Genomic DNA, 16,884 nt, shown 5'->3' on the forward strand with positions numbered 1-16,884 from the left:
GAATATTTCGCCCCTTTTTTGTGGGCACTTCTTAAAAAAGCACCTGGAACCTTCCAGGTGCTTTTTTTTTCAGACTAAACGAGCTCTAGGGAGCAGGAGTCAAAACCTTTTCAGCTTCAGCCTGAACTTCAGGGCTTTCGGCTTCCGAGGGAGGTACTACCTGCCAGAACTTGGGTAGATAGTTCGCCCAATCTGCCAAGACCGCCTTACCTTTAGCGCTACCCGTCCGTTCAACGTGAGCCTCAATCAAGGACTTCAATTGCTGTTCTCCAACAGGGCTTTGAATCCGCTGAAGTTTTACAATTTCGGGGTTCACGCGATCGCTAAACCCACCATCCTCATCCAGAAAGTATCCCAATCCGCCGGTCATCCCGGCACCTACGTTACGGCCAACGCGTCCGAGGACAACCACCACACCACCGGTCATGTATTCGCAGCAGTGATCGCCCGCTCCTTCAATCACCGCATGGGCGCGGGAGTTGCGTACTGCAAACCGCTCACCAGCCTGACCACTGGCAAACAAGCGACCCCCGGTTGCGCCATAAAGGCAGGTGTTGCCAATAATGACGTTCTTAGCTGCGTCATAGTTGGCGTTGGCAGGGGGACGGATGATAATTTCCCCGCCATGCATGCCCTTACCTACATAGTCATTGGCTTCCCCTTCCAGGTCGAGGGTCATACCGACCAGGTTGAAGGCACCAAAGCTCTGACCAACGCTGCCTTTAGCTTGAAGAGTAATTTGCCCTTCGAAGCCACTATCGCCATAGCGCTTGGCGATCGCCCCCGAAATTCGTGCCCCGAGGGTACGGTCGGTGTTGACGACTTTGATTTCCTTGGTAACACTGCTGTGCTGTGCGATCGCTGATTGAATATCCCCATCCTGCAGCAGCTCATCATCCAACACAGGCCCGTTGGTGTGAACATCACCATGCTCTAACCAGGAACGATTATCCCGAGTATCGGGCAGATTGGTCAGGCAACCCAGGTTCAAACTCTGAGTCTTGGTGAGGCCGACACCTTGGCGAGGCTTCAGCAGGTCAGCCCGACCAATAATGTCGTTGAGGTGGGTATAGCCCAAGCGAGCCAGGAGCGATCGCACTTCCTCAGCAACAAAGATGAAGAAGTTAACCACATGCTCCGGCATCCCAGTGAAGCGCTTCCGCAGTTCCTCACGCTGGCTGGCAACACCGACTGGACAGTTGTTGGTGTGGCAGATGCGGGCCATGATGCAACCTTCGGCAATCATAGCGATGGAGCCGAAACCGAATTCTTCGGCACCCATCAGGGCACCCATCACCACATCCCAACCGGTCTTGATACCGCCATCAACCCGGAGGATGACGCGATCGCGCAATTGGTTCTCCATCAACACTCGATGCACTTCCGTCAGACCCAATTCCCAGGGGCTTCCAGCATGCTTAATCGAACTGAGAGGCGAAGCACCAGTACCACCATCATGACCAGAAATCTGGATGATGTCCGCGTTGGCCTTGGCAACCCCAGCGGCGATCGTTCCAATACCCACCTCAGATACCAGCTTCACGGATACCTTTGCCAGTGGGTTGATCTGGTGCAGGTCGAAGATGAGCTGAGCCAGGTCCTCGATGGAATAGATATCGTGATGCGGTGGTGGCGAAATCAGAGTTACACCGGGCTTGGAGCGACGCAGCATGGCAATGTAGGGGCTCACTTTCTTACCCGGAAGCTGACCACCTTCACCCGGCTTTGCACCTTGTGCCATCTTGATCTCAAGCTGCTGAGCGCTCATTAGATACTCGGGGGTAACGCCGAAGCGGCCCGAGGCAATTTGTTTAATGGCTGAGCTGGCCGTATCCCCATTCTTGAGACCCTTCAGGTGGGGTAGCGTTCCCGACAGCCCTTCCCCATCCACGTCATCCAGAACTTTAAAGCGAACGGGGTCTTCACCACCTTCACCGGAGTTGGACTTACCACCAATTCGGTTCATGGCGATCGCCAACGTCTCATGTGCCTCTCGCGACAAGGCTCCCAGAGACATACCACCTGTGCAGAAGCGCTTCACGATATCCGTTGCAGATTCTACCTGGTCGAGAGGAATGGAGGGGCGATCGCTCTTGAAGTCCAGCAAGTCACGCAGAGCCGTTACCGGACGATCCTGCAAGTACTTCATGTACAGGTCGTAGTGGTCGGGGCTTTTCTGCTCGACTGCCTTGTGCAGATACTTCGCCATTTCGGGGCTGTTCATGTGGTACTCCCCACCAGGGCGATACTGCACGAAGCCATAGTTCTGCAACTTCTTGATGCTCAGTTCGGGGAAGGCACGGCTGTGGAAGGACATAACTTCGTTCGCCAGATCCGTCACACTTAAGCCGCCCAAACGAGAAGCAGTTCCCTTGAAGCCCAGGCTCAACAGATCCCCACCAATCCCAATCGCTTCAAAAATTTGCGCGCCATGATAGCTAGCCATCAGCGAAATCCCCATCTTGGAGAGGATCTTTAGCAAGCCAGATTCAACAGCCTTACGGTAGTTCTGCTGCGCTTTCTCTAGAGAAATAGCATCCAGCTTGCCCCGTTCCATTAGGCTCTGAGTCTTCGGGTCGGCGTACCAGTGGCGCACCGTTTCCAACGCCATGTAGGGACAGATAGCGCTTGCACCATAACCGACTAAGCAGGCAAAGTGATGGGTGCTCCAGCACTGAGCCGTATCCACAACCAGGGACGCCCGCATCCGCAAGCCTTGACGAATCAGGTGATGGTGGACAGCACCCACTGCCAGTAGTGGAGGAACGTAGGTCAACTCAGGGTTGAGAGTCGCAAGGCTACCATCGGTGGCAAAGCGATCGCTCAGAATCAATACCTTCTTGCCATTCTGCACAGCCGCAGCCGCAGCCTGGCACAGGTCATTTACAGCTTGCTGCAAACCGCCTGGCCCTGCTGACACAGAGTACAGGGTCGAGAGCGTTGCTGTATCAAAGCTAGACCGACGAATAACATCCAGTTCCCCGTCGTTTAGAACAGGGGAAGAAATCGTCAGCAAACGGGCATGCTCCGGCGTTTCTCCCAGCAGGTTGCGCCGTTCTCCCAGGTACATTTGCAGGGACATCACCAGTTTTTCCCGGAGAGGGTCAATCGGTGGGTTCGTTACCTGAGCAAACCGCTGCTTGAAGTAGTCATAAAGCAGGTGAGGCTTGTCAGACAGCACAGCCAAAGGCGTGTCGTCACCCATGCAGAAGGTCGGCTCACCACCCCGGGATGCCATGTCCTGAATGATCATCTCCACATCTTCAGAGGTGTAGCCAAAGGCGACCTGCTGCCGCAGCAGAGTAGGGCTATCCATCTGGGAAGCTGTGAGGAAGGGCTGAGCTTCCAGGGTTTGGCGGTGCTCCTTGAGCCACTGACCATAGGGCTTCTGGGATGCAACCCGCTTCTTCATGTCCCAATTTTTCAGAATTTCTCTGCTTTCGAGGTTAATGGCGATCGTCTGCCCAGGACCTAACCGCCCCTTCTCCACAATCTCCGCTTCGGGAATATCCACGACCCCAGCTTCGGAAGAAACGACAATGTAACCATCGTGGGTAATCACATAACGAGCAGGACGCAGACCGTTACGGTCCAGACAAGCTCCTACCGTGCGACCATCGCTAAAGACCAATAGCGCAGGCCCATCCCAGGGCTCCTGAATACCACTGTAGAAGTCGTAGAAGTCAGTAATCTCAGGATGATCGGCCAGATCAGGCTGATTCTTGTAGGCCTCCGGCACCATGATCATCAATGCCGTCAACGGATCGCGACCAGAACGCACCAGCAATTCCAGCACGTTATCCAAGTTGGCAGAGTCACTATTGTCTGGATTTACGCTGGGCATGAGATCGGGAAGTTCAGTTCCCCAGCAGTCATGAGCCAGTTCTGCTTCTCGAGCCACCATCCAGTTGATGTTGCCCAACAGTGTATTGATTTCACCGTTATGGCCCAGCAAGCGCATGGGTTGAGCCAGCGGCCAGCGAGGCATCGTATTAGTACTGAAGCGGCGATGATAGACGGCAAACGTGCTTTCGTAGGCAGGATTCTGCAAATCCTCATAGAAGTCAGCCAATACGGCTGAGCGCACCATACCCTTATAAACAATGGTGCGATTAGAAAACGAGCAAACGTAAAACTCCTGGTAAGCCAGGGCATGATCTGGGGACTGGCCAGCCGATGCACTCAAGCTTCGCAGCATCCGCTTGCGTGCCAGGAACAGCAAGCGCTCCAGGCTATCTCCCTCAACATTCGCCTGAACAATAACCTGCTCAATAGTGGGCTGATTATCGCGTGCCAATACCCCAAGAGTTTCTGGACGCACGGGTACTGAGCGCCAACCCAACAGTTTCAGCCCTGTCGCTTCAATGGCTTGCTGCGCAGTTTGACGGGCGATCGCTGCCGCCTTTTCCGCCTGAGGCAAAAAGACCATACCGACAGCCAGATTTTCTAACCGACTGACAGTCATACCTTGAGATTCTAACCAGGGACGCAAAATACCCCAGGGCAGGGCGGTCATAATCCCAGCCCCATCCCCAGAATCCATATCCGCGTTACAGCCGCCCCGGTGTTCCAGGCAGGTCAGGGCACCAAGAGCTTTCGAGACCAGGCTGTGGCTCGCCCGCCCCTGCTGGTCGGCTACAAAGCCAACCCCACAGGCGTCGCGCTCCTCCACCAACCACCGCTGGCCAGCGTATCCTTCGGTTTGTGCCAGATTCATCGAGTTGCTCGTATTCACGCCCTTATTACCCATAACGTAAATGTTTGACCTGTCCCTGACTCATCGATCTGCCATGGCACGCCAGTAGACTCACGTTCACCCGGCAGCTGATTGAATCGCCCCCTCTACCCGACTGCCGCAATCGGTAGTCAAGCCTCGCACACTGAATCTCTTATTCTTCACTCTAGGGTGAAGAAATAAGTCTAGAACGCAAAGTTTGTCACAGTTTCGTGAATCTACTCAACAATACTGTGAGTACTCGCTCAGTGGTGCCTCAGACCCTATCCTCGCAAATGGCAAGGCCCTGAGTGCAGTCGGTTGATCTATTTTCGTGCCCTATCGACAACCGACCCGCCTACAGGAACATGGGGAGGAGATCGCTGAGAGCCTTTCCAAAAGCCAAATAGAGAAGATCATATTAGTGGAACCTGAAAAACTTTGCAATCCCTTAAGATTTGAGGAATTGCAAATTAGGTGTTATCCACATGTTTTGAAGCTTGCTTCTGAGGAGTAGCTCATCGATCGATTGAGTTTCAATCCTAACGAATTGTATCAAGAATGGTTTCCTTCTAGATCCCGATCCAGATCTCAAACAATCGGTCTACTGCCGTAATCAGTTTTTCAGCGTGGAAAGCTTGTTCTGGAGTACCTGGGCACAGTTCTTAATAAAGGAACGTCTTCTGTCGAAGGGGGGGTATTCTCGTACCACAGCTCTCCTCTTTTGATAGATCGAATCCATGCCACGACGTTCCAACCGCTCCCCGTCTCGTCGTAAATCCCGCCGCTTAGCACGACGAAAGACATCTGCCTCAGCCCCTGCGCTGCCCCTCATGCATAGCTTTGGATTTGCTTTCGCCATCATGGTCGGGGTCGCTTTTTTGTTTCAATTTCCTGACATTCGGGCCAATGCGGCCTCTCGTTTCCAAGAAGCTCAAGCCACGACGAACCTCACCCTGTTAGCTCAGCGAAATGACGCGCAACGGGGTAATCAAATTGTGGTGAACGGCACTACCTTGCCTGTCGAATGGTCCATTTGGAATGGCCAAGTCGGTATCTCTGATGTTGGCCTCATGCAACTGGTTGGAGTGGAATTGTTAGACACCCGTGACCCTCAGCAACAACCAGTTCGTTGGTTTACCGACCCGGTTGCTACCCCCCTCATCCTGCGAGCCTGGAACGACGGTCAGTTCCGATACCTGGATATGAGCTCCATTGCGACCACATTCAACTGGCGTTTTTCACTGTCAGGGGGTTCTCTACAAATCCAAACACCGACAGCCCAAGTGTTAAATGTGCGCCAGGGGCGACAGTCCTGGGGCGATCGCTTTGTCATCGACCTGGCAGGCCCAACCACCTGGCAAGTGACGGAGCAAACCACTGGGGTTGAAATTAGCGTAGATGGGGCCTACAGCCCTGCGACTCCGCCTACCCCTACTCGCTCCGGTAATACCTTCCAGGGTTATCAGGTTTCTCAGCGCGGCACCAAGACGGTCATCCAGATTCAGGGAACGAGCGGTGTTCGGCCTGTAGCCTTTACACTTCCAAATCCCAATCGCTTGGTTGTCGACTTGCGCTCAGAGGTCTTTCCAAACCGGGACATCCAATGGTCTCCAGGAATTCGGTGGCGATCGCAACTCTTAAATTTGGGCGATAGTACATTCCCCGTCATTTGGCTAGAAATTAATCCTCGCCAAAGCGATACTCGGGTTCGTCCCATCTGGGGCAATCCAAACGGACAACCTGGCATTACACCCCTGACGACGATGGCTCGCCAGAATCAGGCGGCTGCAGCTATTAATGCTGGGTTCTTCAACCGTAATAATCAGCTACCTTTAGGAGCCATTCGTCGGGAATCTCGCTGGTTCTCAGGTCCTATCTTGAACCGAGGAGCGATCGGCTGGAATGAGCGCGGCGATGCCGTTCTGGATCGTCTGACCCTCGGTGAAACGATTCGCACGAGTCAGGGCTCAACTGTACCGATTTTCTCGCTAAATAGTGGATACGTTGGTACGGGTGTTTCTCGTTACACCCCGGAGTGGGGGCCGGCCTATACGCCCATTCTTGCTAACGAAACGATCTTTACGGTTCGACGAGATCAAATTGTTAGCCAGGGATTTGCTCCGACGGCTGGACAAGGCAGTTTTCCAGTTCCGCAGGATGGATACTTGCTGGTGTCCAGGGGCAGTGAGGCGATCGCCAACACTCTCCCTACAGGCACCACTCTACAAATTCAACAGGGGTCTAATCCAGCCGCGTTCGATTCCTTTCCTCAAGTACTTGGAGCAGGTCCACTACTGATTCAAAATCGCCGAGTTGTCTTGAATGGAGGAGCTGAGCAGTTTACAGCACAATTTGTTCAACAACGGGCCGTTCGCAGTGCGATCGCCCGTACGGCTGACGGCAACATCCTCTTAGTTGCCGGTCAAAACCGTATCGGAGGTCGGGGTCCCACGCTTTTAGAGTGGGCTCAACTGATGCAGCAACTTGGGGCCACAGATGCCCTCAACTTAGACGGAGGTAGCTCAACGTCTCTATATCTTGGAGGCCGCCTCATCAATCGATCTCCCCTCACGGCAGCCCGTGTTCATAACGGGATTGGGGTCTTTGCGGCCCCACCTCAGTAAAGTTACAGAACCTTTCAGCAAGAGCACAAAGTATCCACGTAAAGTTGCGCTCGTTCTTTGTTAAAGCCGTTGTTTAGATTGTGTGAATGAGCCCCTACAGGGATGACACTCATTCAGTGGGTCTTGTATGGTGGCTGAGTGGGCTAAATCTAAAGCTTGTAAAGCTCTGTGGCTTGATGTCCCACCCTTGAGGAAAATTTGCAACATTATCCTCACCCATCAGATATCGCTCTTGCCTGTTTCGCATTCAGTCCACTGCATCGTTTACACGAGTATTATCTTTTAAGGAGAAAGTGCCGTGGTCCAAGCCAAGGAAGTCGCTCAACCAACCGTCTTATCTGCCCCCGCTGTCGGCAAAGGTGTCGCTGCGACTGAACTTCGCCCCTGGGGTTCATTCACGGTTCTGGAAGAAGGAACTGGGTATAAGATTAAGCGCATTGAGGTCAAGCCTGGTCATCGGCTCAGCCTACAAATGCACCACCACCGTAGTGAACACTGGATTGTCGTGTCAGGTACGGCTCGTGTCATCTGTGGCGACCAGGACACCTTGTTGTTCTGCAATCAATCCACCTACGTTCCCCCCTGCACTAGCCACCGCCTAGAGAACCCTGGCGTTATCCCCCTGATTCTGATCGAAGTTCAAAATGGCGAATACCTCGGCGAAGACGACATCGTCCGTTATCAGGATGACTACGCTCGTACCGAAAAGTAATCCCGTCCACTTTGCATTAAATTGATAAGAAAATTAATTCACCTGGGCTTAAAAGCGAGATGCCGATGCAGCATCTCGCTTTTGCTTTATGAGCTAAAACCTTTGCGGTAAGGACGTTACGTACAACATTCTTACCACAAAGGCTTCAGTGACTTCAGGAGATACAATCACGACTGCGACTGAATCCTCTAGAATTGAATCCGGCCTAAATATTCAGTCCACGGAATGATTCATCTCAGCCCGCTGGCAATTCAAGAAATTTGCCGTTTGGTGACTACGGGTTCTCAACCCGAAAATCTCTCCTTTCGTGTAGGAGTACAGCCGGGCGGTTGTGCTGATCTGTACTACACCCTCCAACCCTCCACCCGTGTCACTCCAGACGATCAGGTCTGGGAACGGGATGGGTTGACGATTGTAGTCGATCCAAACAGCCTACCCGCCATAGACGGTACTACCCTTGACTATGCTGAAGATTTGATGGGTGGTGGCTTTCGGTTTCATAACCCCAATGCGATCGCCACCTGTGGCTGCGGAGCCTCCTTCTCGCTTGAAGCCACAACCATTTCAGATGTTGCGTGTACCGAACCCCCTAATTTCTAAAATCGCCGTCAACCTGAAATCCCTTATTTCAAGGAAGCGGGACTGTCAACTAAAAAGTTGACACAAATTGCGGAAAATCGGTATGATTGTAGACTGTGAAAACTTTCAGACCTTATTGAGAGGCGCAAGGCAGAGCATCCATGCCGACCATTCAGCAACTCATTCGTAGTGAACGCCAAAAAGCGAATCAAAAAACCAAGTCGCCAGCCCTAAAGAGTTGTCCGCAACGGCGTGGCGTATGTACTCGCGTATACACCACGACCCCCAAGAAGCCGAACTCAGCTCTGCGGAAAGTAGCTCGTGTTCGCCTGACCTCGGGCTTTGAAGTAACGGCCTACATCCCAGGGATTGGCCATAACCTTCAAGAACACTCTGTTGTGATGATCCGTGGTGGCCGGGTAAAAGATTTGCCAGGTGTACGCTATCACATCGTTCGTGGAACCCTGGATACCGCTGGGGTTAAAGACCGGAAGCAAGGGCGCTCCAAGTACGGAGCCAAGCGGCCTAAGGCTAAGTAAGCTGACTGGTTGATGTCTGCTCTGCGGCGATAGCCCATCATTAACCTTGAGCAGCTAAATCTTCCGCGCCTACTGAATCCCTTAACCTTCTTCCTGCTGACGCTTTAGTACCGAATCATTAAGCATAAAACTTCATCGCCAGAACTAGCCTTATGTCTCGTCGCACAGCCATTCAAAAACGCCCCGTTCCGCCCGACCCCACTTATGGAAGCCGCCTTGTTAGCATGTTGGTGAGACGCATGATGCGTTCGGGCAAGCGATCCATCGCCTACAGTATCGTTTACGACGCCTTCAAGACGATTCAGGAACGGACCGGAAACGATCCCCTCGAAGTTTTTGAACGCGCTGTGAAGAACGCAACTCCCCTGGTGGAAGTAAAAGCTCGCCGGGTTGGGGGTGCTACCTATCAGGTACCCATGGAAGTCCGTTCCGATCGTGGAACTGCACTTGCTTTGCGTTGGCTGATCCAGTTTTCCCGGAGTCGTGCGGGTAAGACGATGTCTGGCCGCTTGGCTAACGAGCTGATGGATGCAGCAAACGAGACCGGAAGTGCAATCCGTAAGCGGGAAGAAACTCATAAGATGGCTGAAGCCAACAAAGCGTTTGCCCATTATCGTTACTAGTGCCTGGGATTTCTGTAAGATTCCATGCCTTGTAAGGAATCTCTGCCATCAGAGGAAGCAAACGTATAGAATCTTTACAGAAGCAGTAGTGACCGAAAATTGCGGTAGCGACTTAAGGAGGTAGTTGTGGCGCGCACCACTCCGCTTGAACTTGTTCGTAATATTGGGATTGCGGCACATATTGATGCCGGAAAAACCACCACGACAGAGCGGATCCTCTTCTACTCCGGGGTGGTTCATAAGATTGGCGAAGTCCACGATGGTAACACCGTTACCGATTGGATGGAGCAGGAACGGGAGCGAGGTATCACTATTACGGCTGCTGCCATTAGTACTGCTTGGACTCGTCGTGATCCCAAAGTTCCAACCCAGCCTATGGCAGGGGAACCGGAATACAAGATCAATATTATTGATACCCCTGGGCACGTAGACTTCACCATTGAGGTAGAACGCTCCATGCGAGTTCTGGACGGTGTAATTACCGTTTTGGATTCAGTGGGTGGCGTTCAACCTCAGACGGAAACAGTATGGCGGCAGGCAGATCGCTACAAAGTTCCCCGGATCATCTTTGTTAATAAGATGGATCGGACGGGTGCGGATTTTCTGAAGGTCTATCGGCAGGTGCGCGATCGCCTCCGGGCTAACGCCGTTCCTATTCAGATTCCCATTGGCAGTGAAGATAATCTGCGGGGAATTGTAGACCTGGTTCGCATGCGAGCCTACCTCTACCAGAACGACCTGGGCACCGACATTCTTGAAGCCGAGATTCCCGAAGAGGTTCAAGACCTGGCTGAGGAATATCGCATCAAGCTGGTGGAATCCGTTTCTGAAATCAGCGATGACCTGATGGCGAAATACCTGGAAGGTCAAGATTTGACGGAGGACGAGATCCGAGCGGCTTTGCGTCAGGGCACGATTCATGGAACGCTCGTTCCCATGCTGTGTGGGTCTGCGTTCAAAAACAAGGGCGTGCAGATCTTGCTGGATGCTGTTGTTAACTACCTGCCCTCTCCCCTTGAGGTTCCACCTATTCAGGGGATCTTGCCCGACGGTAGCACTGCCGAGCGCCCAGCCAACGATGACTCACCATTATCGGCTCTGGCGTTTAAGCTAATGGCAGACCCCTACGGTCGTTTGACCTTTGTACGGGTCTACTCCGGGGTCATGAAGAAAGGGAGTTATGTCTATAACTCAGCCAAAGGGAAGAAAGAGCGAATTTCTCGCTTAATTATTCTGAAGGCGGATGAGCGTCTGGATGTCGATGAGCTGCGGGCCGGGGATTTGGGTGCGGCATTAGGCCTGAAAGATACCTTCACAGGCGATACTATCTGTGATGAGTCATCTCCCATTATCCTGGAATCTCTCTTTATTCCTGAGCCGGTAATTTCGGTGGCCGTTGAGCCGAAGACGAAGCAGGATATGGAGAAGCTCTCGAAAGCGCTCCAGTCTCTCTCTGAGGAGGATCCAACCTTCCGAGTGAGCGTTGATCCCGAGACGAACCAGACCGTAATTGCGGGGATGGGTGAGCTTCACCTGGATATTCTGGTCGACCGGATGAAGCGTGAGTTCAAGGTGGAAGCTAATGTGGGGGCTCCCCAGGTGGCCTATCGGGAAACCATCCGTAAGGCAACTGTTGAGGAGTGTAAGTACGCTCGTCAGAGTGGCGGTAAAGGCCAGTATGGCCATGTGGTCATTCGGGTTGAGCCAGGAGAACCGGGTTCGGGATTTGAGTTCGTCTCCAAGGTTGTGGGCGGCGTGATCCCGAAGGAATACATTCCGGCGGTTGAGCAGGGGATCAAAGAAGCCTGCGAGACGGGAATTTATGCCGGGTACCCAATGATCGATCTAAAGGTTACCCTGACAGATGGATCGTTCCACGAGGTCGACTCCTCGGAAATGGCGTTCAAGATTGCCGGTTCTATGGCAGTCAAGGGCGCTGTTATGAAGGCATCTCCTGTACTTCTGGAGCCTTTGATGAAGGTCGAGGTGGAAGTTCCTGAAGATTTCATTGGAACTGTCATTGGTGACCTTAACTCTCGTCGAGGCCACATTGAAGGTCAGGATACGGAACAGGGCATTGCAAAAGTAATGTCGAAGGTTCCCCTGGCGGAGATGTTTGGATATGCTACTGATATTCGGTCCAAGACTCAGGGTCGTGGCATATTCTCGATGGAATTCAGCGAGTACAGCGAGGTACCTCGTAACGTAGCTGAGACAATTGTTGCAAAGAGCAAAGGGAACGCTTAGTAATTTAGGGACAAGTAGATTCATGGCACGCGCAAAATTTGAACGGAATAAACCCCACGTCAACATCGGTACCATCGGTCACGTTGACCATGGTAAAACGACCCTGACTGCGGCAATTACTATGACCCTGGCCGCTCTGGGTAACGCTACAGCTCGCAAATACGATGAAATCGATGCGGCTCCCGAAGAGAAAGCTCGCGGTATTACCATCAATACCGCTCACGTGGAATACGAGACGGAATCCCGTCACTATGCTCACGTGGACTGCCCCGGTCACGCTGACTACGTGAAGAACATGATCACCGGTGCAGCTCAAATGGACGGCGCTATCCTCGTGGTAGCCGCTACCGACGGTGCCATGCCTCAGACCAAGGAGCACATTCTGTTGGCTCGTCAGGTAGGGGTTCCTAGTCTGGTGGTGTTCCTGAACAAGGTAGACCAAGTGGACGACGAAGAGCTGCTGGAGTTGGTTGAACTGGAACTGCGTGAGCTGCTGAGCAGCTACGAGTTTGATGGCGATAACATGCCTTTTGTTCGTGGCTCCGGTCTGATGGCTCTGGAAGCTATGGTGCAAAATCCTAAAACTGCGCGCGGCGACAACGAGTGGGTTGACAAGATCTACGACCTGATGGATGCCGTTGACTCCTATATCCCAACCCCCGAGCGGGATATTGACAAGCCCTTCCTGATGGCCGTTGAAGACGTGTTCTCGATTACAGGCCGGGGTACCGTTGCGACCGGTCGGATCGAGCGGGGTAAGGTGAAAGTGGGTGACACTGTGGAAATCGTAGGTATCCGCGACACCCGTAACACCACCGTAACCGGTATCGAGATGTTCAAGAAGATTCTGGAAGAAGGGATGGCCGGTGACAACGCTGGTTTGCTACTTCGGGGTATTCAAAAGGCGGACATCGAGCGTGGGATGGTACTGGCGAAGCCCGGTTCCATCACGCCTCACACCAACTTTGAAGGTGAAGTGTACATTTTGACCGACAAAGAAGGTGGCCGTAAGACACCCTTTTTCAAGGGTTACAAGCCTCAGTTCTACGTTCGGACCACCGACGTAACCGGAACGATCGAATCCTTCACTGCTGATGACGGAAGCGATGCCGAAATGGTTATGCCGGGTGACCGTATCAAAATGAACGTTACCCTGATAAACGCGATCGCCATCGAACAAGGGATGCGCTTCGCAATCCGTGAAGGTGGCCGCACCATTGGTGCTGGTGTTGTTTCCAAGATCCTCAAGTAGGATTTATCCTACCTGATTAACATTTCCAGCAGCCAGGTTTGCTGGCTGCTGGAATGTTTTGAGAATGATGGCTCTGAGGTAATACCGGAGTGCCTCGCTTTGAGTCTTGCAATGTCCGGTACTGAACCTTGAAATCTGGATATTTCTAATGGCTACTATTCAACAGCAAAAGATTCGAATTCGTTTGAAAGCCTTCGACCGGCGTCTGCTCGACACATCCTGTGAAAAGATTGTAGACACAGCTAATCGCACCAACGCTACGGCGATCGGCCCTATTCCTCTACCCACCAAGCGCCGGATTTATTGCGTACTGCGTTCTCCTCACGTCGACAAAGATTCTCGTGAGCATTTTGAAACCCGTACTCACCGACGTATCATCGATATTTATCAACCCTCCTCGAAGACGATCGACGCTTTGATGAAGTTGGATCTTCCTGCTGGCGTTGATATTGAAGTGAAGCTGTAAGAACTCGATTAATTTTCCGTGCGCAATCTGCACGGAAAATTAATTCATTTCTAGCTTGAGATCGATGAATTGTTCAGGCTTCCCTTGGGGAGCCCGATGCAATACGATAAACTGGAAGAGGCTAGTGTTTCAGATTTGTTATGAAAGTACTTGACTTTCGCAAACTCCCGAAACATTTTTGATATCCCTTTCCAGAAACGCAGATGACCTTTTCCTCCTCCTCGGTTACGGTTCGCGAGTTACCCCTTTTTCCGTTACCCGAAGTCGTTCTGTTTCCTGGGCAGAAGCTTCCTCTGCATATTTTTGAGTTTCGCTACCGGATGATGATGAACACCATTCTGGAGAGCGATCGCCGTTTTGGAGTACTCATGCTCAATCCGGCGGATAACAATAGCATTGCAACGGTTGGATGCTGTGCCGAGTTGGTGAATCACCACCGCCTGCCAGATGACCGGATGAAGGTCATGAGTGTAGGGCAGCAACGCTTTCGCGTGCTGAACTATGTGCGGGAGAAGCCGTACCGGGTTGGTTTGGTGGAATGGATTGAGGATCAACCAACTGATCAAAATTTGCAACCGTTAACGACTCAAGTAGACCAGCTTTTGCGAGATGTTGTCCATTTATCTGCAAAGTTGACGGGGCAGGAAATTGAGCTTCCTGAAGATATCCCGGCAACTCCTTTAGAGCTGTCTTACTGGGTAGCCCGCAATTTGTACGATGCGGCCACGGAGCAACAGCTTCTCCTGGAGATGCTGAGTACGTCAGACCGATTGGAACGGGAAGCAGAAATTCTTTCATCGACTCGTAACAGCCTGGCAGCGCGTACAGCTCTGAAAGATGCATTTCACAAAGATGCATTGCCTTGAATTGAGTTATTAAAACAAAAAGGGTGTGAGGCATTGCTTCACACCCTTTTTGCTGAGTAGCAACCCAGTTATGCCCATTAAATAACCTGAGTTCGGGATAAGCTGAAGTGCTCATTTTGGCGTGCGCAGAGCGCATGCCAAAATGAGCGTTTTCGAGTGCCGCGCGTTGCGCGGCACTCGAAAACGCCCTTAACCTGAACTCAGGTTTAAATAGACCTCTTGAATGAATCGGTTTTTGAAGGCGTGAGTCATTGTACGGCTTCGCCTTCAACGATTCACACAGGAGGTCTATATGAAGCTGCGTCTTATGTATGTTCTGTATCCTGATGCGTTAGGACGTAGAACCCAAGGCGCAGCTTCATCGTGAAAGGATGTTATTGGGTTGGCGGAACAGCAAGAATTTTATAACTACCGAATATTTTGAGAGTTTCTGTGTAGGATTGCAGTTCTTGTAAAGCATCCTGTACAGAGGGTTCGTCCGCATCAGCTTCGATATCAATGAAGAAGAGGTAGTCTCCCAAAGACTTTTTGGTAGGGCGCGATTCAATCCGGCTCATGTTGATATTGCGCGCGGCGAGAGCTTGCAGTGGTTTGACCAGAGCTCCAGGCAAGTTGGCCAGAAGGCTGAAGGCCATCGACGTATGAGTGCCACCAGGGGACGGTTCTAAGCACACGACCCAGAAGCGAGTACAGTTGTCGGGGCGATCGTTAATGGGTAAGGCACGGATGGGCAAGTCGTAAAGGGCTGCTGCACGCTGGGAGGCGATCGCCGCTGCCGGAGCCCCTGGTTCCAGACGTTGGAGCGCCTCACTCGTGGAAGGCGTAGGAATTAGCTTTGCGTTAGGTACGTTACGTTCTAGCCATTCCTGGCATTGGGCGATCGCTTGGGGATGAGAATAGACAGTACGAATTTCATGGATGGATTCGAGCCGTGAAATCAGGGCATGAGCGATGGGAAGCACCAGAGCACAATGAATTTGAAGACCCTGAAGTTGCCAGAGGGTATCGAGTGTAGTCGTTACTCCACCTTCCGTGGAATTTTCGACAGGCACTACCGCATAAAAAGTCTGCCTATCAGCTGCCGCTTTTAGTACCTGAGCAATAGTGGGATACGGATGAAGCTCGGGGGTTTGACCTGTTTGCTGAGCTACGGCATTGGCCCACCGGAGAGCCGCATCTTCAACATTCGTGCCAGCGGGACCAAGGTAAGCAATCGAACAATTCATGGGGGATCGACCCTGAAAAGAGCAAGAAGAGTGCTTAAGCAACCAAAAAATTAGTGCATGTTTTAGGCAGAAAGCCCACGGTTTAGCAGTCTATCAGACCTACGATACCCTGATGCTCCTAGGGGAAGAACAACCGTGTTTGCAACATTCAATAAAGCAATGCGAAGGAATATTCCCAGAAAACCGTATACTTCCTGAAGGTGAGGTTATGTTTTGAAGAAAATTGTAAAATTTAGTTACACATCGTTCGAACAATTCAATAGATTAGAGCTTTCTTCAGAGCATTTCAACCTTTAATTTTCACTCAGTTTCTATTTACCTCCCCACTCATGGAAGTTCACTTTCACTCCTCTCAATCTGTTGATTTGTCCGTACCGGAATTATCAATTCCAGTGCAGCATTATTTGCGGCAACCTCAGCGGTTAGTGCAGGCACTGGTTGACCCGAGCCGGGTTGAAGTACTGAGTGAGAATTGTTTTCGGCTGAAGATGCGGCCGTTAAACTTTTTGATGCTGAATATTCAGCCGGTTGTTGATTTGGAATTGCAGGTGGATGGTAATGGGGCGATCGCCCTCCATTCTGTGGGCTGTGAAATCCTTGGGGTTGAGTATATTAATGAGCGCTTCCGGTTAACGTTAGAGGGCCGACTACGTCCAGAGCTAGTTTATGGAAAAACCCATCTAAAGGGCCTGGCAGATTTGCATGTCCATGTGGATGTTCCACCCATGTTGTGGCTGACGCCCAAACCAATTTTGGAGGCGACCGGGAATGGGTTGCTGAAGAGTATTCTCATGACGGTCAAACAGCGGCTGACTCATCAGTTATTACAGGATTATCGGCATTGGGTTGAAGCACAGATGCAGGAGGCTCCTGCGGCCAATTCTTCTCTGCCTGCTCCTTTTTCTACGAAAGGCTCAGCAATATAAAACCTGCCATAGGTCGCTCATTTAACCTGAATTCATACAAAACAAAGTATGAGGCTGCACAGAATGGGAGGTGTAATGCGTGAGTATTACACCTCCCATTCTGTGCA

12 protein-coding genes are annotated in these 16,884 nt (G+C 51.8%); 10 read left to right on the forward strand and 2 right to left on the reverse strand.

The window, feature by feature from the left end:
• Positions 1-85: 85 nt before the first annotated feature.
• Positions 86-4,750 (reverse strand): glutamate synthase large subunit, encoded by a 4,665-nt coding sequence (gene gltB, locus NDI52_RS18365; protein ID WP_190770379.1) that lies wholly within the window; start codon positions 4,748-4,750, stop codon positions 86-88.
• 704 nt (positions 4,751-5,454) lie between these two features.
• On the opposite strand from gltB, the gene NDI52_RS18370 reads away from it, so the two are divergent.
• From NDI52_RS18370 to NDI52_RS18410, 9 genes are all read left to right on the forward strand, one after another.
• A complete protein-coding gene (locus NDI52_RS18370; protein WP_199307584.1) occupies positions 5,455-7,341 on the forward strand; it encodes a phosphodiester glycosidase family protein in 1,887 nt (628 codons plus the stop codon).
• A gap of 298 nt (positions 7,342-7,639) precedes the next feature.
• Positions 7,640-8,053 carry a cupin domain-containing protein gene (locus NDI52_RS18375; RefSeq protein WP_190770380.1) on the forward strand — a complete coding sequence of 138 codons (414 nt, stop codon included), beginning with the start codon at positions 7,640-7,642 and terminating at the stop codon, positions 8,051-8,053.
• Between the two features lie 225 nt (positions 8,054-8,278).
• Positions 8,279-8,653 (forward strand): iron-sulfur cluster assembly accessory protein, encoded by a 375-nt coding sequence (locus NDI52_RS18380; RefSeq protein WP_190770381.1) that lies wholly within the window; start codon positions 8,279-8,281, stop codon positions 8,651-8,653.
• A 140-nt stretch (positions 8,654-8,793) separates the two neighbouring features.
• The gene (gene rpsL, locus NDI52_RS18385) at positions 8,794-9,171 is read left to right on the forward strand and encodes a 30S ribosomal protein S12 (RefSeq protein WP_190770382.1); all 378 of its coding nucleotides are present in this window, start codon (positions 8,794-8,796) and stop codon (positions 9,169-9,171) included.
• 152 nt (positions 9,172-9,323) lie between these two features.
• Complete coding sequence (gene rpsG, locus NDI52_RS18390) at positions 9,324-9,794, forward strand: 30S ribosomal protein S7 (RefSeq protein ID WP_190770383.1); 471 nt, start codon at positions 9,324-9,326, stop codon at positions 9,792-9,794.
• 126 nt (positions 9,795-9,920) lie between these two features.
• Complete coding sequence (gene fusA, locus NDI52_RS18395) at positions 9,921-12,041, forward strand: elongation factor G (protein ID WP_190770384.1); 2,121 nt, start codon at positions 9,921-9,923, stop codon at positions 12,039-12,041.
• Positions 12,042-12,063: 22 nt separating this feature from the next.
• Complete coding sequence (gene tuf / locus NDI52_RS18400; RefSeq protein ID WP_190770385.1) at positions 12,064-13,293, forward strand: elongation factor Tu; 1,230 nt, start codon at positions 12,064-12,066, stop codon at positions 13,291-13,293.
• 148 nt (positions 13,294-13,441) lie between these two features.
• Positions 13,442-13,759: a 30S ribosomal protein S10 gene (rpsJ, locus tag NDI52_RS18405; RefSeq protein ID WP_018399487.1), complete on the forward strand. Its 318-nt coding sequence runs from the start codon at positions 13,442-13,444 to the stop codon at positions 13,757-13,759.
• A gap of 203 nt (positions 13,760-13,962) precedes the next feature.
• Positions 13,963-14,625 (forward strand): LON peptidase substrate-binding domain-containing protein, encoded by a 663-nt coding sequence (locus NDI52_RS18410; RefSeq protein WP_190770386.1) that lies wholly within the window; start codon positions 13,963-13,965, stop codon positions 14,623-14,625.
• Positions 14,626-14,999: 374 nt separating this feature from the next.
• Here NDI52_RS18410 and pheA read toward each other — a convergent pair whose 3' ends face one another.
• Entirely contained in the window at positions 15,000-15,851 is an 852-nt protein-coding gene (gene pheA / locus NDI52_RS18415) for a prephenate dehydratase (protein ID WP_190770387.1), read from the reverse strand.
• 329 nt (positions 15,852-16,180) lie between these two features.
• Between pheA and NDI52_RS18420 the strand changes: the two genes are divergently transcribed.
• Positions 16,181-16,777 (forward strand): DUF1997 domain-containing protein, encoded by a 597-nt coding sequence (locus tag NDI52_RS18420; RefSeq protein ID WP_190770388.1) that lies wholly within the window; start codon positions 16,181-16,183, stop codon positions 16,775-16,777.
• Positions 16,778-16,884: the final 107 nt, after the last annotated feature.

The organism is Leptolyngbya sp. PL-A3 (assembly GCF_039962325.1).
In the GTDB taxonomy this organism is placed as follows: Bacteria; Cyanobacteriota; Cyanobacteriia; order Elainellales; family Elainellaceae; genus Vacuolonema.

Coding starts and splice junctions, on each gene's coding strand:
- gltB (WP_190770379.1), bottom strand. CDS start 4,750: ATGGGTAATAAGGGCGTGAATACGAGCAACTCGATGAATCTGGCACAA.
- NDI52_RS18370 (WP_199307584.1), top strand. CDS start 5,455: ATGCCACGACGTTCCAACCGCTCCCCGTCTCGTCGTAAATCCCGCCGC.
- NDI52_RS18380 (WP_190770381.1), top strand. CDS start 8,279: ATGATTCATCTCAGCCCGCTGGCAATTCAAGAAATTTGCCGTTTGGTG.
- rpsL (WP_190770382.1), top strand. CDS start 8,794: ATGCCGACCATTCAGCAACTCATTCGTAGTGAACGCCAAAAAGCGAAT.
- rpsG (WP_190770383.1), top strand. CDS start 9,324: ATGTCTCGTCGCACAGCCATTCAAAAACGCCCCGTTCCGCCCGACCCC.
- tuf (WP_190770385.1), top strand. CDS start 12,064: ATGGCACGCGCAAAATTTGAACGGAATAAACCCCACGTCAACATCGGT.
- rpsJ (WP_018399487.1), top strand. CDS start 13,442: ATGGCTACTATTCAACAGCAAAAGATTCGAATTCGTTTGAAAGCCTTC.
- NDI52_RS18410 (WP_190770386.1), top strand. CDS start 13,963: ATGACCTTTTCCTCCTCCTCGGTTACGGTTCGCGAGTTACCCCTTTTT.
- pheA (WP_190770387.1), bottom strand. CDS start 15,851: ATGAATTGTTCGATTGCTTACCTTGGTCCCGCTGGCACGAATGTTGAA.
- NDI52_RS18420 (WP_190770388.1), top strand. CDS start 16,181: ATGGAAGTTCACTTTCACTCCTCTCAATCTGTTGATTTGTCCGTACCG.